The 21406-nt window shown below is 60.9% G+C and carries 21 protein-coding genes and 3 tRNA genes; 18 read left to right on the top strand and 6 right to left on the bottom strand.

The genetic code is table 11. The features are described 5' to 3' along the window. Positions 1 to 48 precede the first annotated feature (48 nt). From DDD64_RS06335 to DDD64_RS06325, 3 genes are all read left to right on the top strand, one after another. Positions 49 to 333, top strand: coding sequence for an HU family DNA-binding protein (locus DDD64_RS06335; protein ID WP_016442950.1), 285 nt, complete (start codon positions 49 to 51; stop codon positions 331 to 333). Positions 334 to 462: 129 nt separating this feature from the next. Beyond that, the gene (locus DDD64_RS06330; protein ID WP_126135554.1) at positions 463 to 807 is read left to right on the top strand and encodes a DUF3039 domain-containing protein; all 345 of its coding nucleotides are present in this window, start codon (positions 463 to 465) and stop codon (positions 805 to 807) included. Further along, entirely contained in the window at positions 768 to 2585 is a 1818-nt protein-coding gene (locus DDD64_RS06325) for a DEAD/DEAH box helicase (protein ID WP_241227486.1), read from the top strand. The genes DDD64_RS06330 and DDD64_RS06325 overlap by 40 nt, the downstream gene beginning before the upstream one ends. An 87-nt stretch (positions 2586 to 2672) precedes the next feature. On the opposite strand, the gene DDD64_RS06320 is transcribed toward DDD64_RS06325, so the two are convergent. Further along, positions 2673 to 4028 carry a nicotinate phosphoribosyltransferase gene (locus tag DDD64_RS06320; RefSeq protein WP_126135552.1) on the bottom strand — a complete coding sequence of 452 codons (1356 nt, stop codon included), beginning with the start codon at positions 4026 to 4028 and terminating at the stop codon, positions 2673 to 2675. An 82-nt stretch (positions 4029 to 4110) separates the two neighbouring features. Between DDD64_RS06320 and clpS the strand changes: the two genes are divergently transcribed. From clpS to rdgB, 6 genes are all read left to right on the top strand, one after another. Further along, on the top strand, positions 4111 to 4449 hold the full coding sequence (gene clpS / locus DDD64_RS06315; protein ID WP_126135551.1) for an ATP-dependent Clp protease adapter ClpS: 339 nt from the start codon (positions 4111 to 4113) through the stop codon (positions 4447 to 4449). A 2-nt stretch (positions 4450 to 4451) separates the two neighbouring features. After that, positions 4452 to 5162, top strand: coding sequence for a DUF2017 family protein (locus tag DDD64_RS06310; protein WP_126135550.1), 711 nt, complete (start codon positions 4452 to 4454; stop codon positions 5160 to 5162). A gap of 9 nt (positions 5163 to 5171) precedes the next feature. Further along, positions 5172 to 5984, top strand: coding sequence for a glutamate racemase (gene murI, locus DDD64_RS06305; RefSeq protein WP_126135549.1), 813 nt, complete (start codon positions 5172 to 5174; stop codon positions 5982 to 5984). After that, positions 5981 to 6778 carry an MBL fold metallo-hydrolase gene (locus tag DDD64_RS06300; protein ID WP_126135548.1) on the top strand — a complete coding sequence of 266 codons (798 nt, stop codon included), beginning with the start codon at positions 5981 to 5983 and terminating at the stop codon, positions 6776 to 6778. The genes murI and DDD64_RS06300 overlap by 4 nt, the downstream gene beginning before the upstream one ends. 89 nt (positions 6779 to 6867) lie before the next feature. Further along, on the top strand, positions 6868 to 7695 hold the full coding sequence (rph, locus tag DDD64_RS06295) for a ribonuclease PH (RefSeq protein ID WP_126135547.1): 828 nt from the start codon (positions 6868 to 6870) through the stop codon (positions 7693 to 7695). Continuing rightward, entirely contained in the window at positions 7686 to 8309 is a 624-nt protein-coding gene (gene rdgB, locus DDD64_RS06290; protein ID WP_126135546.1) for an RdgB/HAM1 family non-canonical purine NTP pyrophosphatase, read from the top strand. Before rph ends, rdgB begins: the two co-directional genes overlap by 10 nt. 127 nt (positions 8310 to 8436) lie before the next feature. Here the strand turns inward: rdgB and DDD64_RS06285 are convergent, their stop codons facing one another. Then, positions 8437 to 8973: a DUF4916 domain-containing protein gene (locus DDD64_RS06285; RefSeq protein WP_026429485.1), complete on the bottom strand. Its 537-nt coding sequence runs from the start codon at positions 8971 to 8973 to the stop codon at positions 8437 to 8439. A gap of 148 nt (positions 8974 to 9121) precedes the next feature. Here DDD64_RS06285 and DDD64_RS06280 point away from each other — a divergent pair, with 148 nt between their 5' ends. From DDD64_RS06280 to nhaC, 5 genes are all read left to right on the top strand, one after another. Then, on the top strand, positions 9122 to 9445 hold the full coding sequence (locus DDD64_RS06280) for a hypothetical protein (protein WP_126135544.1): 324 nt from the start codon (positions 9122 to 9124) through the stop codon (positions 9443 to 9445). Next, positions 9429 to 9899, top strand: a complete 471-nt coding sequence (gene bcp / locus DDD64_RS06275) for a thioredoxin-dependent thiol peroxidase (RefSeq protein ID WP_126135560.1) — start codon at positions 9429 to 9431, stop codon at positions 9897 to 9899. Before DDD64_RS06280 ends, bcp begins: the two co-directional genes overlap by 17 nt. Positions 9900 to 10000: 101 nt before the next feature. Further along, positions 10001 to 10082: transfer RNA gene (locus DDD64_RS06270), tRNA-Leu, on the top strand. Between the two features lie 203 nt (positions 10083 to 10285). Next, complete coding sequence (locus tag DDD64_RS06265; protein WP_126135543.1) at positions 10286 to 11458, top strand: MalY/PatB family protein; 1173 nt, start codon at positions 10286 to 10288, stop codon at positions 11456 to 11458. Positions 11459 to 11572: 114 nt separating this feature from the next. Then, positions 11573 to 13174: a Na+/H+ antiporter NhaC gene (nhaC, locus tag DDD64_RS06260; protein WP_126135542.1), complete on the top strand. Its 1602-nt coding sequence runs from the start codon at positions 11573 to 11575 to the stop codon at positions 13172 to 13174. Positions 13175 to 13204: 30 nt separating this feature from the next. Here the strand turns inward: nhaC and aroE are convergent, their stop codons facing one another. The 4 genes from aroE to DDD64_RS06240 form a co-directional block, all read right to left on the bottom strand. Then, complete coding sequence (gene aroE, locus DDD64_RS06255; protein WP_126135541.1) at positions 13205 to 14062, bottom strand: shikimate dehydrogenase; 858 nt, start codon at positions 14060 to 14062, stop codon at positions 13205 to 13207. Positions 14063 to 14066: 4 nt separating this feature from the next. Further along, positions 14067 to 16043 (bottom strand): AMP-dependent synthetase/ligase, encoded by a 1977-nt coding sequence (locus DDD64_RS06250; protein ID WP_126135540.1) that lies wholly within the window; start codon positions 16041 to 16043, stop codon positions 14067 to 14069. A gap of 69 nt (positions 16044 to 16112) precedes the next feature. Further along, positions 16113 to 16856 (bottom strand): fumarylacetoacetate hydrolase family protein, encoded by a 744-nt coding sequence (locus DDD64_RS06245; protein ID WP_126135539.1) that lies wholly within the window; start codon positions 16854 to 16856, stop codon positions 16113 to 16115. Between the two features lie 29 nt (positions 16857 to 16885). Next, positions 16886 to 18115 carry a MalY/PatB family protein gene (locus tag DDD64_RS06240; RefSeq protein WP_126135538.1) on the bottom strand — a complete coding sequence of 410 codons (1230 nt, stop codon included), beginning with the start codon at positions 18113 to 18115 and terminating at the stop codon, positions 16886 to 16888. Positions 18116 to 18140: 25 nt separating this feature from the next. On the opposite strand from DDD64_RS06240, the gene gltX reads away from it, so the two are divergent. The 4 genes from gltX (at position 18141) to DDD64_RS06220 (ending at position 21111) form a co-directional block, all read left to right on the top strand. Next, positions 18141 to 19643 (top strand): glutamate--tRNA ligase, encoded by a 1503-nt coding sequence (gene gltX / locus DDD64_RS06235; RefSeq protein WP_126135537.1) that lies wholly within the window; start codon positions 18141 to 18143, stop codon positions 19641 to 19643. A 26-nt stretch (positions 19644 to 19669) separates the two neighbouring features. Next, complete coding sequence (locus tag DDD64_RS06230; RefSeq protein WP_126135536.1) at positions 19670 to 20764, top strand: hypothetical protein; 1095 nt, start codon at positions 19670 to 19672, stop codon at positions 20762 to 20764. A 176-nt stretch (positions 20765 to 20940) separates the two neighbouring features. Further along, positions 20941 to 21012, top strand: a tRNA-Gln gene (locus DDD64_RS06225). Between the two features lie 26 nt (positions 21013 to 21038). Beyond that, positions 21039 to 21111, top strand: a tRNA-Glu gene (locus tag DDD64_RS06220). Positions 21112 to 21406: the final 295 nt, after the last annotated feature.

Here is a 21406-nt window from a genome sequence, read left to right as displayed (position 1 = left end):
GTGGTTCTTATGAGCCATGTACCTGAACAGATATCGAGAGGTATTTTCATGTCCGTTAACCGCACAGAGCTCATCGCAGCTATCGCCGACCGTTCCGGCCTGTCCAAGTCCGATGCCGATAAGGCGATCGCCGCGCTCCAGGAAGTGCTCGTCGATTCGCTTTCCAAGGGTGAAGCCGTGAAGATCACCGGCCTGCTCTCCGTGGAGCGCACCGAGCGCGCCGCCCGCAAGGGCCGCAACCCCCGCACCGGTGACGAAATCGAGATTCCCGCCGGCTACGGCGTGAAGATCTCGGCTGGCTCCAACCTCAAGAAGGCTGTGTCCAACAAGTAACGCCACGGGCTGTCCAGCATCGCCTCCTCGGTTCACGCCGGGGAGGCGATTCTTCTTTGTGGCGAGGTGAGGTACGACGGCGCCGCCCGGCTGCTTCCCACTCCCGGCACGGGCCGTACAATAGAGCCCATGAGTACTTCCCTTCCCGATCCTTTAGGAACTCCGGGCGCACCATCGGCCCCGGCCGGCCCGGCTACGGAATCTCAACAATCCGTAGGGTTGCTGGAGCGCACCGATGAACGCCTCTCCCACGGTGACGAAGAGCGTTTTTCCCACTATGTACGCAAGGACCGCCTCGTGGCCTCGGCCGTATACGGTCAGCCGGTGGTGGCGCTGTGCGGGAAGATCTGGATTCCTTCGCGCAACCCGGATCGTTACCCGGTGTGCCCCACCTGCAAGGAGATCCGCAAACAGATGGGCAACCAAGGCTCCGGATGGCCCTTCGGGCCGGACGTGCCGGGAAGTGGCAAGTGAGTCTGCACCGTTCGATTCCCGCTTCCACCCCGCATAGTCCCTCTGTTTCCGCCGCCTCGAATCTCCCTCCGGCTTTCCCGGCCCGCGCGGCCTGGGGAACCACCTCGAGCCTGCGTTCCTGGCAGGCCGAAGCGTTGCGCCTCTACCTGGAGCGCATGCCCCGTGATTTCCTCGCGGTAGCAACCCCCGGCGCGGGAAAAACTACCTTTGCGTTGCGCGTCGCCGTCGAAATGCTCGCGCGTCACGAGGCTCGCACCATCACGGTGGTCTGCCCCACGGAACACCTGAAAACCCAGTGGGCGCAGGCCGCGGCCCGCGTGGGTATTCAGCTGGACGCTGATTTTACGAATGCGCAACGCACCGAGGGATCCTTCTTCAACGGGGTGTGCGTGACCTATGCTCAGGTGGCCGCCAACCCCGCCCTGCATCGCGAACGCACCGCTGCGCGGCCCACCTTCGTGATTCTGGATGAAATCCACCACGGCGGGGATGCACTCTCCTGGGGCGATGGCATCCGCGAAGCCTTCACCCCGGCGGCGCGGCGCCTGGCCCTCACCGGCACGCCGTTCCGCTCGGATACCTCGCCCATCCCTTTCGTGACCTACGAACCGGATGGCTACGGCAATCTGCGTTCGAAAGCTGATTACACCTACGGCTACGCCCAGGCCCTGCGTGACGGGGTGGTCCGGCCCGTCATTTTCCTGTCCTATTCCGGGCAGGTGCGTTGGCAAACGAAACAGGGGGATGTGGTGGCCGCAACCCTGGGGGAGCCGCTCACCAAAGACATGACGGCCCAGGCGTGGCGTACCGCCCTCAACCCGGGCGGGGAGTGGATCCCGGAAGTGCTTTCCGCCGCGAACGAACGCCTCACGGTGGTGCGCCGCTCGCTACCTGATTCGGGTGGGCTGGTGATCGCCTCCAACCAGAAAGACGCGCGGGCTTACGCAGATATTCTTACCGAGATCACCGGGGAGGCCCCCACCGTGGTGCTCTCCGATGATTCAGGAGCGAATGAAAAAATCGCGAGCTTCGCCGGTTCAGATTCCCGGTGGATGGTGGCGGTGCGCATGGTATCCGAAGGTGTGGACGTGCCGCGGCTCGCGGTGGGCGTGTACGCGACCTCGGCCTCCACGCCGCTGTATTTCGCGCAGGCTATCGGGCGTTTCGTGCGGGCGCGCCGGCGCGGGGAAACCGCGACGGTGTTTCTGCCGTCCGTGCCGGTGCTGCTTGAGCTGGCCGCTCAGATGGAAAAAGAACGCGATCACGCCATTTCGAAGCAGGCGGAGGTGACCGGCTGGGAAGATGAGCTGCTGGAGGCCGCCAATCGGGAAGAAAAAGCCAGTGAGGAACTGGCCGGCCCGGGCTACGAAGCCCTGGAATCGGGTGCGCTTTTTGATAGGGCGCTTTTTGATGGCGGTGAATTCGGGCTCGGGGCTGCTGTTGGTTCGGAAGAAGAAGCCGATTTTCTGGGGATTCCCGGCCTGCTTGAACCCGAAGAAGTAACTACGCTGCTGCGGGCCCACCAGGCCGAGCAGGCGAAAAAGGCCCGCACTCAGCGCCCGGCCGCCGGAACCGATGAACTTACCCGGCGGCGCACCGCACGTAAGGAACTCACTCAGCTGGTGGCGGCCTGGGCGAAGAAAACCGGGGATCCGCACGCCCTTATTCATACCGAGCTGCGCCGGGCCTGCGGCGGCCCGGAAGTGGCGCGCGCCAGTGCCGACCAGATTGAGGCACGCGTGAAAACACTGCGGCGCTGGTTCGTGGGCCAACGCTAGGCGCGTCACCCCGAAACAGCGCCGTGTGAGCGCGCGGCCCGTGCAGCGAGCCGCAACGGCCGCGGCGAGCAGAAAGGCGAGCGGGAATTAAGCCGCGGCGTCGTCGCCCGGGAAAATATCCACCATGCGGGTGGGGATAGCGGGTTCCCCAGCGGAGAGGCGCCAACCGTCGTAGGGGAGGGCATCGCGCGAGGTATCGTGGCGCAGGCGGGCCGCGGAGAGGACCTCCGTGCCGCAGTAGCGTTCATCGATCACGCCGGCGTTCACCAGGTGGACCTGAAGCGGGCGGGCACCCTGCTTCTCCAGGTAGGCCAGGCCCTCCGCGAAACTAGCGGCGCTCACCACCAGCTCTTCGGTGGCATGCCCCCCGCTTTCTAGACGCCCGGCAACCTTGAGGCCACCCACAGAAGCCTTATTTTCCGAGGCCTTGGCGACCTCTTCGGGCCGGCCATCCGCACCCTCGCGCTGGACCAGCTTATACACCATTTGCGCGGTGGGAACCCCCGAACCGGTCACCAGCCGGGTCCCCACTCCGTAGCCATCCACCGGAGCGGAATTGAGCGCCGCAATCGCGTATTCATCCAGGTCCGAGGTGACGGTAATCTTCGTGGACGTGGCCCCCAGGCGATCAAGCTGCTCACGCACCTGGAAAGCCGTTGCGATCAAATCACCCGAATCGATGCGCACCGCGCCGATCTCACCGCCGGCAGCGCGCCCGGCCGCCACCGCATTCTCCACACCCTGCGCGATATTGTAGGTATCCACGAGGAGGGTGGTGCCGGTGCCCATCGCCGCGATCTGAGTATCAAAAGCTTCGCGCTCCGAATCATGGACCAGGGTGAAGGAATGCGCCGAGGTGCCGGAAACCGGGATCCCGTACTGGCGCCCGGCCTCCAGATCCGAGGTGCCCACAAAGCCTGCGATATAGGCCGCGCGGGCCGCGGAAACAGCGCTGCGTTCGTGGGTGCGGCGCGCCCCGAAATCCACGCAGGGCCGCCCGTGCGCCGCAATCGTCATCCGCGAGGCAGCCGTAGCCACCGCCGAGTCATAGTTGAAAATAGATAGCGCGAGGGTTTCCAGTACGCAGCACTCCGCGAAAGTTCCCACCGCGGTGAGAATAGGGGAGCCGGGGAAGTACATTTCTCCTTCCGCGTAACCCCAAATATCACCGGAGAAGCGGAACGTGCGCAGCCACTCCAGGGCAGCGTCGGAAACGATCTTATTGGCGCGCAGATACTCAATTTCTTCTTCCCCGAAACGGAAATTCTTCAGGGCATCAAGGAGGCGACCCGTTCCGGCCACCACCCCGTAACGCCGCCCGCCCGGCAGCCGGCGCGCAAAAATCTCAAAAACAGCCCGCCGTTGGGCCTTTCCCGACTGCATGGCGGCATCCACCATGGTCAGCTCGTACATATCGGTGAGCAAAGCAGTTGAAACACTCATATGCACGAGTTTACCCGCGCGCATCGGAGCGGACCGGGGATGATCGGCCGCGCCAGACAGAGCTTGGCACTAGGATGGAGGTATGAGCGCGCACCCATCTCCTGAAGATTTAGGGGCCAGCAGCCCAGCTACCCGCACCGAAAGCCTCACGCTTTTCGAAGCGGCGGCCAGCCCGGCCCGCGCCTGGCGCACCGTTGTGCACGATGACCCGATCAACCTTATGAGCTATGTGCAGTGGGTATTCCAATCCTACTTTGGCCATTCGGCCGACCGCGCCCTCAACCTCATGCTCGAGGTCCATACCCGCGGGCGCGCCGTCGTATCAACCGGACCGCGCGAACAAATGGAAACAGACGCTAGGGCCATGCACACCTACGGACTGCTCGCCACCATCGAAGAAGAACCGGAAGGTGGGAGATAACCATGCTGCCTTTCCGCCCCGCCCGCGGCGGCTACCGCGCCAGTGTTGACGCGACCGAACGGCAACTTTTTGCCGGACTCGCCCGCGACGTCGCAACGCTGCTCGGCTACAACCTGGACGAAGAAATGAACGACGAAGGTAGCCGAGCCGGCGATCTTACGGGTGGAACTGACCACGTGACGGGCGGAACTAGTCACCTCACGGGCGGAACTAGCGCACAGCACGTGGAAGAATCCAGCGATGTGCTCGCCTCCTACGAACGCGAATTAGCTGATCTGGAGAGCACGCGCTGCTACGTCCCCGCGCGCAATATGGATACCGCCCTCGCCCGCCTCCTCCCCGATATGTCGGAAGAACCCGCGCTCGCGGACGAATTACGTTCGCTCACCGAATCCGCGGTCTGCCACGCAAAAATCTGCAACTTGCTGGTTTTCTATACTTCGCTGGCAAGCGAGAAAGTGTGGGTGAGTAATGAGGATGCCGGGGCGTGGCTGGCCGGCGCCAATGATATCCGCATCGTGCTCGGCAGCCGCCGCAATATCACCACGGCAGCGGAATCGCAGGCGGTGACCTCGCGTGCGCTCAGCATTATGGAATCCGAACGCCCCCAGATCGATACCACCGACGATATGATCGGCGTGCTCTACGTGATTATCGCGTGGTGGCAAGATTCACTCATCACTGCCATTCAGAACAAGGACCTGCGGCGGTAACTTGACAGTATGGATTCCCGTCCCATTGGTATTTTTGATTCCGGCGTAGGTGGCCTCACGGTAGCGCGCGCCATTATTGATCAACTTCCGGGCGAATCCATTACCTATATCGGGGATACCGCGCACTGCCCCTACGGCACCAAATCCATCCCCGAGGTGCGCGCCTACGCCATGGACATCATGGATAAATTGGTGAGATCCGGTGTGAAAATGCTGGTCATCGCCTGCAACTCGGCTACCTCCGCGGCGCTTGCCGATGCGCGGCAGCGTTTTGCTACGGAGATGGGGATCCCGGTGCTGGAGGTGATTCGCCCGGCGGTGCGCCGCGCGGTACGGGCCACCCGGAACGGGAAAATCGGGGTGATCGCCACCCCGGCCACCATCGAATCGGGCGCGTACCAGGATGCTTTTACCGCTGCCCCGAATCTGGAGCTGACCACCCGGGCTTGCCCGGAGTTCGTGGAGCTGGTGGAACAGGGGCAGACGGCCGGCGCCCAGGTGCAGGCAGTGGCCGAACATTACCTGGCCCCCGTGCGGGCGGCCGGAGTGGATACCCTGGTGCTCGGCTGCACCCATTACCCGCTGCTCGCCGGCGTGATCTCCTACACCATGGGGGAGGACGTCACTATCGTGTCCTCCGCGGATGAAACCGCCCGCGACGTTTACCGCGCACTAGCTACCCGCGATATGTTTGCCGGCCCGGGCACCCCCCGGCGCCGCTTCTACGCCACCGGTGACCCGGTGAGTTTCGGGCGCCTCGCCCGCCGATTCCTCGGTCCGGAAGTAGGAACTGTGCTATCTACGGAGGAACTCTCGGCATGAGACTGACAATCATTGGATGTTCCGGCTCGATGTCCGGGCCCGAATCGCCGGCCTCGGCCTACCTGATCCAGGCGGATGGTACAGACGCGAACGGTACCCCGCGCACCTACACGTTCACCTTGGATTTCGGTCCCGGTGCTATGGGCCATCTGCTGCGCTATACCGACCCGGCGCTTGTGGACGCCATGGTGATCTCGCACCTGCACGCCGACCACTGCGCGGACCTTATCGGGATGCAGGTCTACCGGCGCTGGCACCCCTCCGGCCCGCTGCCCCGGGTGGCGGTCTATAGCCCCGGGGATGCCCGGCGGCGCGCCCGCCAACTGGGCGACGACGGCCCCGAGGAAACTTACGATGACGTCTTTGATTTCCGCCAGGTTCGCAGCGGGGATATGTTCCGCGTTGGCCCCATGACCATCCAGGCTTTCCCCGCACTGCACACGGTGGAGGCCTTCGCCTACCGGATCACCGGGCCTTCTGATATTCGCCCGGGGGAGAACGCGGTGCTCACGTTCACGGGGGATACCGATCTGTGCGACGGCGTCATCGCCGCGGCGCGCGGCGCCGATCTGCTCCTTTCCGAATGCGCCTATGAGGACGGCCGGGATACCGTACGCGGCATTCACCTCACCGGTTCGCGAGCCGGGATATTAGCAGCGCAGGCCGGAGCCCGTGAGATGCTCCTCACCCACCTGCAGCCGTGGACGGACCGGGAATCCGTGCGAGCCGCGGCCCGGGAAGAATACGAGGGCCGGGTTGCCTGCGTGCGGGCCGGGGAAGCCTTCCGCATCTAAGCCCGCGCGTCGGTAGGTACCCGCGGTTTCGAGGCTCCCGGGGCAGCGGCCGTATTTTTCATGTCGTAGCGGCGCGGTAGCCTTAAGGCATGACTGACAAGAATTCCAGCGCCACTCGTGCCGATGGGCGCGCTAACGGCCGCTCTGCTGTCCGTGCCGATGGGCGCGCCGCAGATGAGATGCGCCCCGTTACCATTGACCGCCACTATTTTGAAACCGGGGAAGGCAGTGTGCTGGTGCGCTACGGGCGCACCACCGTGCTCTGCGTTGCTTCCTTTGAAGAAGGGGTGCCGCGCTGGCGTAAAGGCAGCGGGGAAGGCTGGGTTACCGCTGAATACTCCATGCTTCCGCGTGCTACCTCGGATCGTTCCCCGCGCGAATCGGTGCGCGGGAAAATCGGGGGTCGCACCCATGAGATTTCGCGGCTCATCGGGCGCAGCCTGCGCGTGGCCGTTGATATGAAAGCCCTGGGGGAAAACACCATCACTCTGGATTGCGATGTGTTGCAGGCCGACGGCGGAACTCGCACCGCGGCCATCACGGGCGCCTTCGTGGCCCTGGCGGATGCTATTTCCTGGGCCCGGGCACGTAAGTTGGTGCGTCGCCCGGTTCTCACCACCTCGGTTTCCGCGGTGTCCGTGGGCATTATTGATGGCCAGCCCCGCCTTGACCTTCCCTATGAAGAAGATGTGCGGGCAGATACCGATATGAATATCGTGGCGCTTGGCAGTGGGGACTACGTGGAGGTACAGGGAACCGCGGAACACCACCCCTTCAACCGTGCCGATCTGGCGGTTTTGCTTGATCTGGCGGATAAGGGCACCCGTGAGCTTCGTGAGCTCCAGCACCGGGTGCTTTTCGAAGGGGAGAATCCCGTGCGTAGCGATGTTTTTACCGGCGGCGACCAGTGGAAGTAGCGCAGCCGCGGCGCGTCGTCGTCGCTACCGGAAACACCCATAAAGTCACGGAACTGCACAATATTCTGGCGCCGTGGTTGAACGGAATCGAACTGGTCTCCGGCGGGGAGTTTGAGGTGCCCGAACCGGTGGAGGATGGCACCACATTCGCACAGAATGCCCTCATTAAAGCACGGGCCTACGCGCGCGCCACCGGCCTTCCGGCTATTGCTGATGATTCGGGCCTCTGCGTAGATATTTTGGGCGGGGCACCTGGCATTTTTTCGGCGCGCTGGAGCGGTGCGCACGGGAACGACGCCGCAAACCGCCACCTACTCCTCGCCCAGTTAGCAGATGTGCCCCTGGCCAATCGCGGCGCGCATTTCCATTGCGCGGCCGCACTGGTAACCCCGCAGGGCCGTGAGGAGGTACGTGAAGGGGATATGCCGGGTGCTCTCCTTACTGCTGAGCGTGGTAGCGGCGGTTTTGGATACGATCCGATCTTCGCGCCGGTCGGTTCCAGCCGTTCCAATGCGGAACTGAGCCCGGAAGAAAAGGATGCCATCTCCCACCGCGGTAAGGCCTTTGCCCAGTTAGCCCCGGTGATTATGCAGGTGCTGCTGGAACAGCACTAGAGGGAAATAGCGCTGCTGGAACGGTGCCGGGGGAGCAGAGCTAATGGCGCGGGCGGGGCCCGCTCCGGCCCTGAGTAAGCACCGCTTACAGGCGACGTAACCGCTGCCGTAAGCGCTGTTTACGTGTTTAGCAGCGACCGATATAGCCAAGGGCGGCGCGCAGCAGAGCCGCGTGCCCGTCTGACATTTCGGCCTGCAACTCCGCGGTGCGCGCCTCCCCGGGCGTAAACCAGGTAAATTCCAGGGAGTCATTTCCCGGATCACAATCCCCGTGAATGGGGATGATATAGGCCAGATCAACGCGATGCTGGCGCGCATCGTAGTACCCCGCCTCCGGTTCGGGAGTGGGGAAGTATTCGGTGACCGTGAACGGTGCCAGGTAGGGCGGAAGCTGGGGAAGTGCCACCGAGCCCAGATCTTTATCGATATGGCGGATGAGCGCGGCGCGCACCGGTTCGTGGAAGAGCACCCGCCCCGAGGGAAACTCCCGCAAAATCCCCTCGGAATCGGCACGCAGCAGCATCCCGATAGCGATCACCCGCCCGGTTTCATCTAGGCGAACCGGCACAATATCCACGTACACCATCGGGACCTTGTGCCGGACAAATTCGAGTTCCTCGGGGCTGAGCCACGGACCCATATCAGCTGCGTCGACTTCACTCATGTTCTTAATTTTGCCGGGCTTCGCGTTCGCGTGGTTCACTCCACGCTACCCGCGAAACATCTGCATTTTCGCGTATCGGGCCGACGCGGGCCAGCGTGGGCCGGGGCGCGACGTGTGATGCGTCAGCTAGGGGGCTAGACTGAGTGGCATGCGCCAAGCTCGATACCTCAATTACCTTGCCCTCGCCATTCTTGTGCTGGGCGTGGCAACCCTCGTTGTGGGTTGGTATATCGCTATCAGCGGGAATCTCCTTCCGCAGTACGGAGTGATTCTTGGGCTCGGTACGGTGGGTGCTGCGGCCTGCGGGTTCGGGTACCGCAGCGAACGCCCGTGGATATTCGGGGCCGGCGCTGTTTTCATGCTGTGGTTTGCGCCCACGCCTCTGGGGCTGTGGCCCCTGGGTATTGGCATCGCGATGCTGATCGCGTGGGCTGTGCTTATTGTGAAGGAAAATGATGTTAAATTCTGGTGATCGTGCCCCGGATTTCACCCTGGAGAGCACGGCGGGAACCTTCCGGCTATCCGAGCATCTGAACGACGGCGCCCGCGGCGTCATCGTGTACTTCTACCCGAAAGCAAATACCCCGGGGTGTACTACCGAAGCCTGCGATTTCCGGGATAACCTCAACTCGCTGCGCTCGGCTGGATATGCCGTGGTGGGAGTTTCCCCTGACTCGCTCACGTCGCTGGAGAAGTTCCGGGAGAAGCAGGGGCTCAACTTCGTGCTCGCCTCCGATCCAGATCATGCGGTGGCAAGCGAATGGGGTGCCTGGGGAGAAAAGCAAAACTGGGGTAAAACGGTGATCGGGATGCGTCGCTCCACCATCGTGGTGAATCCGGATGGCACCGTCGCGGCAGCTTTCTATAATGTGAAAGCTACCGGGCATGTGGCTCGGCTGCGCCGCGATCTCGGTATCGATGAATAATCGGGATAAGTAAGGGATCGGGATGCTGCCGGTAGTTTTCTTCGCTTCGGGCAGCTTCTGAATTTTCCTACCCCGGGAAATCCGCTAGGATAGACCGGTACGCGCGCGTGGCGGAATTGGTAGACGCGCTGGATTTAGGTTCCAGTGCCTTCGGGCGTGAGGGTTCGAGTCCCTCCGTGCGCACTCTTGTCATGAAATCACCTCAATTTTCATTTGTGCTCTTGAATTGATATGTGTAGCCGGAATCTTTCGATGACACCTCACGCCGGGTTGTGATAATAAAACTCTCACGTTGACAAAACTGCTATTTCGCGAGTATGTTTTGAAACAAAACAAAGGGTGGGTGTTCAAAGAAGTTCATCTCCCTTTGTGGTGAGGAGGCTGCAATGATGCGCATAACTAGAGGTGACTTCGAAGATCTCCATCGTGTAATCAATCGGCGTGGTACCTGGTCCGCTAAATGGGAGACCTTGCCCCCGGAACACATTTCACTTTCGGTTGCCGAAATGGAATTTGCGTGTGCTTCTGCAATCCGCGTAGCTATTGAGAAAGCAGCAGCTCGGGGAATCTACAGTTACACCGAGGTTTTTCCGGATTTTGCGAGCGCGTGTACGTCATGGTTTGCGCGTCGTCACGGTACCGAGTTTGGCGAAGAATCGGTCGTTTTTGTTCCACGAATTGTGGAAGCTACAGCGATGATCTGCGCCCATATGCTGCCGGCGGGAGCGAAGGTCATCACGCTCTCGCCGGCTTATGACCCCATCATGGAAGTGGTTCGCCGCTGCGGTTGTCAGGTTGCTGAGCCGTCCATGTTCTACACGGAGGGAACCTGGCATATCCCCTTTGACGAGCTCGCAACAATATTGCCAGACGCGGATCTTTTCATTCTTACTAATCCCCATAATCCGACCGGGCGGGCCTTCACCCAGGAGGAACTGGAACGGCTTTCGGAATTATTATCAAAGAGTTCATGTCTGGTGTTATCCGATGATATCCACTGCGATATTCTGCGAGCTGGGCGGAGGTGGTTGCCGTTAGCGCGCTACGCGGATGCGAAATTGCGAACCCGGCTCATCACAGCGCTTTCTCCCTCAAAGAGTTTCAATATGGCCGGTCTAGAGGCTTCAGCGTTAATAGTTCCGGATCATCGACTGCGTGCCAGAATTCGAGAGGGCTTGCGCGCCGCGGGGTTCCATAATCCCAATTATTTCGCCATTCCCGCCGCTATTGCAGCCTGGACACAATGCGAGGAATGGCTCAATACCACGCTCGCCTATATAGATAACAATATGGAAGCTTTTGTTCCGCGCTTCGGAGCCCTATTTGCGCGCGAAAAGGCTGTCATTCCGGATGCGACATATTTGTTCTGGTGTGATACCAGGAGATTGGGTGCAGCTGCCGCCGCGGAGGTATGCGCCGGAGCTGGAGTGCATCCTTCATATGGCGAAGGATTTGGACCGGAATGGCACGAATACCTTCGTTTTAATCTCGCCGCTCCTCAATCACTTCTTGACACTGCACTGCAACGCTGCGAAGCAGCAGTACAGAAACTGAGATAAATCTGTGCGCAGTCAGCGCTTTTGACCTAAGCTGTGGCAGGTCCCTGTTCTCCACAGGGTACTAGCCGCATATTTCACCGAGGAATTGTCGTCATCGACACAGCGAAAGGATCAATGATGACTTCGGAAAACAATCGCGGCACCGAGGCCGAGATACATAGGAAGAAAAAGAAGCCAACGGTCTTCCTGGCGCTTTTGCCGGTGATTTCCCTGGCATTGTTCATCGGCGGGGGATACATCGGCTTTGATTTGCCTGTTGAACCTATGATTATTGCGGCGGCAGCCGTCGCCGCCTGCGTTGCTAAATATCTGGGGTACAGCTGGGATGAGATGATCGAATCCGTAGCCGAAAAGACAGCGAAAGCCTGGCCTGCACTCCTTATACTTCTCACCGTTGGGCTACTCATCGGTGCGTGGATGATTTCGGGGACGATCCCGTACCTTGTGTACTGGGGCCTAGCCATTATTGACCCACGGTGGTTGGCGTTGGTTGCTCTGCTCGGCACCGCCGTCGTATCACTCTGCACTGGAACTTCGTGGGGATCTGCAGGTACCATCGGCGTCGCCTTTATGGGTATCGCCATCGGGTTGGGTGCTGATCTACCAATGATCGCTGGAGCTGTGGTATCCGGTGCCTACTTTGGCGATAAATTCTCCCCGCTCTCCGATTCAACAAATATCGCCGCGATGATTACCCGCGTGCCGCTCTTCACGCATATTAAGAATCTGACATGGACCACCGGAACCGCGCTCATCATCGGCGTTATTGTTTTCGCGATTGTGGGAATCAAGGGATCTGCTGCTGGAGTCGACACTTCCGCAGTGCAGGAAACCCTCGACCAATTAGCGGCCGGATTCCACCTCACGCCGTGGCTCCTGGTGCCACCCATTGTTGTTCTCGTTGGTGCGGCACTGCGTTTCCCGACCATTCCGGTCATGATGGCAGGCGTTGCCCTCGGGCTTTTCAACACCTTTGTTTTCCAAAAGTCGACGATTGCAGATGCCTTCACCGCTCTAGTTAAGGGGTTCAATCTCGATATGATACAGCGGCCCGAGTGGGCCAGTTTGACTCCGAGCGATGACATGGTGACATTGCTGGAACGCGGCGGAATGAATTCCATGCTAGGAACCTTGGCGATCTGCTTCTGTGCCTTAGCCTTCGCAGGAATCATGGGGGTGTCGCATTCGCTCGATTACCTCATTGAAAAGCTACTTCACCGTGTTAAGTCGCGCTTCGGCTTGGTCGCCAGCACCATCGGCGTGGGACTAGGAACCATTTCCGTCACATGTAACGGCCAGATCTCCGTCATTATGCCCGGTGAAGTACTGCGCCCGGCATACGTACGCCGCGGCTATCACCCCATGACATTAGGACGTACGCTCGAGGATTCCGTAACCGTGACCGAAACCCTATTCCCGTGGACCGCTGCAGGTGCATATATGGCGGCAACCCTCGGAGTGGAAACCTTGCAATATGTCCCGTGGGCGATTGTTAACTGGTCGGGCATGATCGTGGCACTGATCCTGGCTGCAACCGGCTGGGGTATTCAGATGCTGAGTCGTGAAGAACAGCTACGCATGCTCGAAGAGGACGATATGAACGAAAGCCATATTATTCGCTATGGCGACGGCACTCCCGGCCCGAGCGCAGCAGATCCTGAAGCTGCTCTAGTTGAACCTGCTGGTGGCACCGGCGCCAATAGCGTAGGAAAGTAGCGGGAAGGAAAAGATTATCTGGATAATAATCTACTGGCCCAGGGCCGCCCGCATGACCTCTACGGGAATGTCGGTGCGGCCCAGCCAGATTTCTTCCGCGAAAACACCTTGCCACAGCAGCATATCCAGGCCTGATACGCAGCCTGCGCCAACGCGGCGGGCCCGCTGCAGAAGCTCAGTTTCCAAAGGTTCGTACACCGCATCGAAAACAATATGATCGGGGCGTAGCCACGTTTCTGGAATGAGAGCCCCCGGATGGGCACTCATCCCCACACTCGTGGCATTGACCAGAAGGGAAGCAGCATCCACCTCGCGGCGAAGCGTACCCTCATCGGCAAGGTCACAAAGCTGAGCATCCACGCCGGTTTCACCACGTAAGCGCGCGAGGATATCGCGCGCACGTTCGAAATTCTTTCCGCGCCGGGAAAACACCCGGATACGGGAGATACCTTCGAGGGCGGCCCGCGTATAGATCGCGCGCGAAGCTCCGCCGGCACCCAACACCACCACCGCTTCACCAGGGGCGTAGCCGGCCGCCCGTACCGCGGCAAGAGCCCCGCGTCCATCGGTATTATGACCGACCGTGCGTCCATCCCCACATATGTGAACGGTGTTTACGGACTCCATGAGTCGGGCATCGTCGGAAAGCTCATCAACGGTCTCATACACGGCAGTTTTATGCGGCATTGTCACGTTAAAACCGCCAAAACCAAGATCGCGTAAAGCACTAACTGCCCGAGCCCCCGAATCCGGAGCGATGTCATACGCGAGGTAAACGGCGTTCACACCTAGGTGAGCAAAGGATGCGTTATGCATCGCGGGGGAGCGGGAATGCCCTATCGGATGCCCGATAACGGCATAACTGACCGTGCGCCCGTTAATCTCCATCGCGTTACTTCTCGGCGCTGCCCGGCTCGCCAGGCTGCTGGCCATCCTGCTGGCCGGATTGCTCACCCGGCTGCCCGGCCGCACCGCGCCGCGCCAGCCGCCCCAGCCGGCGCTGCGCGCGCCGTTCTTTCCGGGCCGCCCGCCGGCGTTCCTTCTCCTCGGATTTCTTTGTGGATTCGGAGTGATTGGCCCCGTAAATACCGTCCACCACATCGCGGTACCTCTCGAGTACCACTTCGCGGCGCACCTTAAGCGAGGGCGTGAGCAAACCATTCGCCTCGCTAAAATCACCGGGCACAATCACGAATTTACGGATGGACTCCGCTCGCGATACCTGGGCATTGGTGCGGTCAATCGCCCGCTGAAGCGAAGCCTGAACGGCCTCGGAATTCATAGCTTCGGCCGGAGTCATCTTCGGCAAGCCGTGCGAAGAAAGCCAGGAGGGGAGCATCTGTGCGTCAAGGGTAATTAGCGCGGAAATAAAGGGTTCGCCATCACCCAAAACCACCACATTGGAGATGAGAGGGTGGGAACTCAGCTTGTCCTCCAGCACCGCCGGTGCCACATTCTTACCTCCGGCCGTGACGATCAGGTGCTTCTTTCGGCCGGTAATGGTGAGGTTGCCGCGCTTATCGAGCGTCCCGAGATCCCCGGTGTGGAACCAACCGTCCGCAAACGCAACCGCGGTAGCTTCGGGATTGTTATGGTAACCGCGGAAAACAGAGTGGCCCTTGACCAAGACTTCGCCGTCGTCGGCAAGTTTAATGCGCATGCCCGGCAGCGGCCATCCAACGGTGCCCAGCACGGGATTCGCCGCGCGCGTGGCATTTGCCGGACCGGTGGTTTCCGTGAGACCGTAGCCTTCCACCACCGTTAAGCCGATGCCGCGATAGAAGCGCCCCAGGCGGGTACCCAGCGGCGCCCCGGCGGAAATTGCGAAACGAATTCGCCCGCCCATCGCCTCGCGTAATTTATTGAAAACTAGCTTGCGTGCCAGTGCGCGCTTCACCGCGAAAATCGGGCTGCGCCGGCGCCGCGTCCCGTTCTGCACCGCAATATCCGCCGCCCAGCGGAAAATACGGCGCCGCACACCCGCCCCGGCCTTCGCCTCGGCCGCGTTATAAACCTTTTCCAGCACCCGCGGAACTACGAGCAGCAGGGTGGGTTTGAAAGTTTCCAGATCGCTCATGAGGTTCTTGAGGTTGCCGACGAAACCTACCGAAATACGGGTGGCCAGGCCAAAGTAGGCACAAATCCGCCCCATCACATGAGCCATGGGGAGGAAGAGGAGGAGCGATGCCTGCGGATTATTGAGGATTTCCGGCTCGTAATGCCAGGTTCCCAGCACGGTACGCGCGAAATTCCCGTGGGTGAGTTCCACGCCCTTGGGATCCCCGGTGGTGCCCGACGTGTAAATAATGGTTGCGAGGGAATCGGCGGTGACCGCCGCGATGCGGGCCTCGAGATCTTCTTCGGGAACCTCGAGAGCCGCGGCGTTCAGCGCGGCGCGCCAATCTTCCGTCATGACGGTCGCGGGCGGAATCGCGGGCGGCGTTACCGAATCCACCAATTCCGCGTGAGCTCGGGTATCGGTAAAGATATGGGTGATCTCCGCATCCGCAACCATCCACGCGATCTGCTTGGCCGAACTCGTTTCATAAATCGGAACCGGCACCACCCCGATATGCAAAGCGGCCGCGTCCAGAAGCGCCCATTCGTAGGAGGTTGCCGCGAGGATACCGATGCGTTCGCCGTGCCCGAGACCCAGGCCGATCAGCCCGCGCGCTGTGAGGCGCACCTGCTCGAGGAATTCCGTAATCGTCAACGGTTTCCAGTTCCCGCCGATGGAGTTCTGGATATGCACCGCGATATCGCGCGGATGCTTGCGTTGCCGCTGCGCGAGCAGCCACGGAACCGTGTGATACGACTCGTTCTTGAAAGGAGCTTTTTGCGATAGGGAACCATCGCGATGCTTCTTCATCTATCCTCCTGCACAGGCCGCCCGCGGCGCGGACGGGCCTCGGTTGTGTAATTGACGCCCGCCTGAGCTTTAGTTTGCCGCGAGGACCGGGTTGCGCAGCACTCCGAAACCTTCGATTTCACATTCGACGACGTCGCCCGCTTTCAGCGGGGGCTCACCGTTAAAGGCGCCGGGCAGAATAATATCGCCGGGTAGTAGGGTGCAGCGCCGCGAGGCCGCCGCCACCGATTGGGCCACGGAGAGCGGGTAATCCGAGCTCCGCGCCCGGGTGTAGGTTTCCCCGTTGACCCGCGAGGTCATCGCAAGATCGCTCACGTCAATATCAGTGAGGATATAGGGGCCCACCGGGAGCGCGGTATCAAACATCTTCTGGGCGCCGTTCACATCCCCGCGGGCGGTCACATCATTAATAATGGTGTAACCAAAAACGGCGTCCAGCGCGCGTTCTTCGGGAACATCCTTGGCAACGCGCCCGATAATAATCCCGAGCTCCACTTCGTGGGCAAGGCCTTCGCTGGCCCAGTCCGGAATGATAATCGGATCATCAGGCCCGCACACCGCCGTATTGGGCTTCATAAAGAAGAAGAGGTCAGCAGCGGTGGCACCCGGCGCGGTTGCATTGCCAAAACCAATGGCCTTCGAGCGCGGAATCATGGGGGAGAGGAGCACGGCGTCGGCGGCGGCCACCCGCTCCCCGGTAGGTTGAATGTCCCCAAAAATCGGGTCATCGGCGAGGATAACGAAGTCATCGGCGCCTTCGTCGTAGACCGCGTAGCGCGGGCCCTGGCTCAAACTCAAGCGTGCTATTTTCATATCATTAACCTTAGTATTTCACCTAGACTTTAGCGACCGGCGCCCCGAAGGCGCGTTGAGCTTTGCGAACAACTGGACTCCAGCAGGCCCTCGATCCGATCCAGGGCCTCCAGGGCGATCGCGCGCGGGGTGGCCAGCACCATGCGCGCCCACTGCTCAAAACCGGCGCCCGATGCCCGCCCGGGCGTGAGCGCCACCTGCGCCTGTTCCAGAATTGCGGCGACGGCGCCCTTCGGCTCGCGTCCCTCCTGGCGGGCACGTTCCTTCTCCGCGCGCACAAATTCCGCCTCGGAAAAATCAAGGAAAGCAATATAGGTGCCTTCCACGTGCGCCATGCGCACCCCGGGCCATGCCTGCACCCGCTCTTCTACGATCCGCAGTGTTTCACCGATATAGGAGCACACCGCGCGATTCCAATCCCGGCCCTCCGTGAAAGCAATTTTGGTGGCGCGAGCTCCCAGCGTGGAAGTCGGAGAGCTCCACGCATTGGCATGGGGCGCGTAGCGGGCTGCGTCGTCGTCGTTATAAAAAATGAGCTGCGCAGCCTTGAGCCCGGGGATATTCCAGCCCTTCGTTGCGCTGGTCGCGGTGATGGTATGCGCGCGGGTGGCCGCGCTGCGCGGTCCGTAGGGAACGTAGGTGCCGTCGATAAGCACCGGGGCGTGAATACAATCCTCAAAAACGCGTGCGCCACGCCGTTCCACCACGGCAGCCAGCGCGTCAAGCTCCGCGCCACTCAAACAGCGGCCCGCCGGATTCCACGGGTTACACAAAATAAGCAGAGAACCGGGGGTGAGAGCTGCCTCTAATGCTTCCAGGTCCAGTTCCCAGCGGCCCGCGCGGAAAATCGAGGGAACTTGGCGCACCTCGCGCCCGTACTCTCCCGGAAGTGTGAGGAACGGCATATAGGCCGGAGTGGGGACGATGACCGGGGCATCCGGGGCTGTGAACTGCGTGATTGTGATCCGCAAGGCGCTAAGAACTTCGGGAATAAGGAACATGCGCTCGGGATCGGGCGCTGGGCCGAATTGGCCGAGCCAGTCGGAAACCGCGTTCATAATCCCCGGAATTTCGCGGGGCGGGAGGTAGCCGAGGGCGCCGCGCTGCGCTGCGTCCACCAGGTAATCGCGAATTTCGGGCGCGATTCCCAGATCCATTTCGGCCACCCACATGGCGATAGCATCCCCGAACGCGGACCATTTATGCGAGCCCTGCGCGATGAGATCAGAGACGGTGCGAGTGTCGAAATCATATGTCATATCCGTAGCGTATCCTTAACCCATCATGGCTATCACAACTGCTACCGGACGCGAGATCCGAGTTCGTTTCTGTCCCTCACCCACCGGCACCCCGCATGTCGGTATGGTACGTACCTGCCTCTTTAACTGGGCCTACGCCCGGCACGTAGGTGGAACTTTCATTTTCCGTATTGAAGATACCGATGCAGCCCGTGATTCTGAAGAGTCGTATCACCAGATTCTTGATTCCCTGCGCTGGCTCGGGCTGGACTGGGATGAAGGTGTAGAGGTGGGCGGCCCGCACGGTCCCTACCGGCAGTCCCAGCGCGGTGATATCTACCGCAAGGTCGCGGCGCAGCTGCTGGAGCGCGGTTACGCCTACGAATCTTTCTCCACCCCGGAGGAAATCGAGGCGCGCCACCGGGAACGCGGGGAGGATCCCAAGCTCGGGTACGACGGCTATGACCGCAACCTCACCGAAGAACAAAAGGCGGCCTACCGGGCCGAAGGGCGCGAACCGGTGCTGCGTATGCGCATGCCCGATGAAGATATTACGTTCACGGATGTTATCCGCGGGGATATCACTTTCCGGGCCGGCTCCACCCCGGATTACGTGATTGTGCGCGCCAACGGGGATCCGCTGTACACCCTCACGAACCCCATCGATGATGCCCTCACGGAAGTGACGGACGTGCTGCGTGGGGAAGATCTGCTTTCTTCTACGCCGCGCCAGATCGTGCTCTACCGCGCCCTCGAAGAACTGGGAATCGCGAAGTGGACTCCGCGTTTCGGGCATATGCCTTATGTGATGGGGGAGGGGAATAAGAAGCTCTCCAAGCGTGATCCGGAATCGAATCTGCTTCTCCACCGCGAACGCGGCATGATCCCGGAGGGCCTGCTCAACTACCTGGCCCTGCTCGGGTGGTCATTCTCCGCTGAGCGCGATGTGTTCAGCAAAGAAGAACTTGTGGAGCATTTCGATATCCACAACGTTAACCCGAATCCGGCACGTTTTGATGATAAGAAGTGCGTGGCCATTAATGCGGACCATATCCGCCTCCTTGAGGTGGCGGATTACACCCGGCGCCTGGTTCCCTACCTCAGCGATGTACTCAGTGCTTCCACCTATGAGGAGCTCACGGATCGCGAACGGGAGATTCTTGATGCGGCGGCGCCGCTGGCGCAGACCCGCATGCAGCTGCTGGGCGAGGCCCGGGATCTGCTCGGCTTCCTGTTCGTTGACGCCGCGGGGCTTGAATACAACGAAAAAGCGCTATCCAAGCTGCGCGATTCGGCGCCTGAGGCATTGCGGGGAGCTCGCGAAGCGTTGAGCGGCCTGGATGATTTCACGCCGGAAGCTATCAAGCCCGCTCTTGATGCGGCGCTGGTGGAGGGGCTCGGTATCAAGCCGCGTTTCGCCTTCGGTCCGCTTTTCGTGGCGATGACGGGTACGAATGTGTCCATTCCTGTTATTGACTCCATCGCGATCCTCGGGCGTGAGGAAGCGGTGCTACGAATTGACCAACTCCTAGAGAAAATTTCCGGGTAGTTCAGATACGAACGTGGAGGGCCGCGATGGTGGTATGTACGACGCCGCTGCCGCGGCCCGCCGCGTCTTTTCCCGCGCCGGGAACCTACCTGCGTGCCTGGGGAAGGGCCTGGGAGCGGGTAGGTGCAGGCGCACGTGACTACGCGGGTGCGGGTGAAGCCCTGGGCGCGCGCGTGGGTGAGGGTGCGTGTGACCGGGTATTCTTCGAGCCCCTCACCATGGATGATGGCAGCGTGGAGAGCGTTCCGCGGGTGGGGCTATTCGGTGCCGAAAATCCCCAACCGTCCTGGCCGCTGGCTGAGTTGGGCCGTTTCCAGCGAGCTAACCTGGCGCTGGGCGAGTTCTCGATCCATTTTGCTTTTAACGCGGATATTGAGCGTGTTCTTGCCGCGGATTGGGCGTTGAGCACGGAGGAAGCCGCTGCGCGGGATTGCGTACTCGAAGGGCGCATCCCGCCCGAATGGGAGGCGGGTTTCCGGCCTGCGCAGTTACTCTTCCACGAGGTCGCATTGCCGAGCAGGCGCCGCAGTCACCGTTCGCGCCGCAGCCGTGCTCCGCTTGGCTGGGAGATAAGTTCGCAGATCATCGAGATCCTGGGCCCGTCAGATAGTCCGGCGTGCCCGGAGGACTACCTCGCCTTCAGCTACCTCAGCTTCGACGTAGGCGATTTCTTCGCCGGTCACCCCCTCGGTGAGCTCTCCAGCACCTGGTCATTTTTCGGCGACGACGCCGGCGACTACCCCCATTCCAGCCTGGCCCGTACCGCGGTTCCGGATACGGCCGAGCCGGATCCTTCGCGGATCTATCGGATTGTTACCGCGGCTGACTGGGTGAACTTGGTAGAGCGCTATCCGCTCCGGATTCCTCTGGATCGGACATGGAGTCCGGATACTCTCGATGGTCTGGATACCTACACGGTCAATTGGACGCGGGCGCGCCGCGATTACGACGCCGTTGACATCACCATCGCCGGGGCCGTGCGCACCATGTTTTCTCCCCTGCCCGCGTGCGATGGCTACACGATGCTGACCGGTTGCACACCGGGTTCCCGCATCTGGCTGCGGGTACCGGAAGTTCTGCGGGAGGAAGCTGGGCGGCAGGGCCGCGTGCGTGAATGGTAGCTGCGGGTTTCGGCCTCGCTTGTGCGGGTGCAGTTAGAGCAGGTGTGCTGCGTGAACCGAGGCCAGTCGAGAACGTGGTGCGTCACACGTCCAGCGGATTTGCCAGCTCGAGGAGATTCCACTAAGCTTTTTATCTGTCGTCCTCGGGAGCGTAATGATTCTGAGGTCCAGACCCTTGGGGTATGGTGTAATTGGCAACACAGGTGATTCTGGTTCATCCATTCTAGGTTCGAGTCCTGGTACCCCAGCGATGATGCTTCTAGCATCCTCATAGGCCCCGTTCGTCTAGCGGCCTAGGACGTCGCCCTCTCACGGCGGTAACACCGGTTCAAATCCGGTACGGGGTACAGCACAAGGCGGGAAAGCTTCGGTTTTCCCGCCTTGAGTCGTCTCGCCGTGACGATGCGAATAACGTTTTCAGCAACTGAAATGAACGGTATGTTTGTTGTCATTCCAGGGAAAGCGCGGGGGTTAATAGACAAAAAGTGGGTCTAATGACGGCGTGTCGTTAGCCCCCGATCTGGCCTTTACGGATGTTTAGACCGTCTTCCCAGGGGTGTTCGGTATCGATATGGGTATCAATCTCGACGGGCTTATCACTAGGCGTACTAACCGGTTCCTTCCTTGGTTGGATCGTGTTTG

Origin of the sequence: Actinotignum sanguinis (assembly GCF_003957255.1) — a bacterium.
Taxonomy (GTDB): Bacteria; Actinomycetota; Actinomycetes; order Actinomycetales; family Actinomycetaceae; genus Actinotignum; species Actinotignum sanguinis.
Note: the sequence above shows the minus strand (reverse complement) of the source record. Positions and strands in the feature narration are given on the sequence as shown.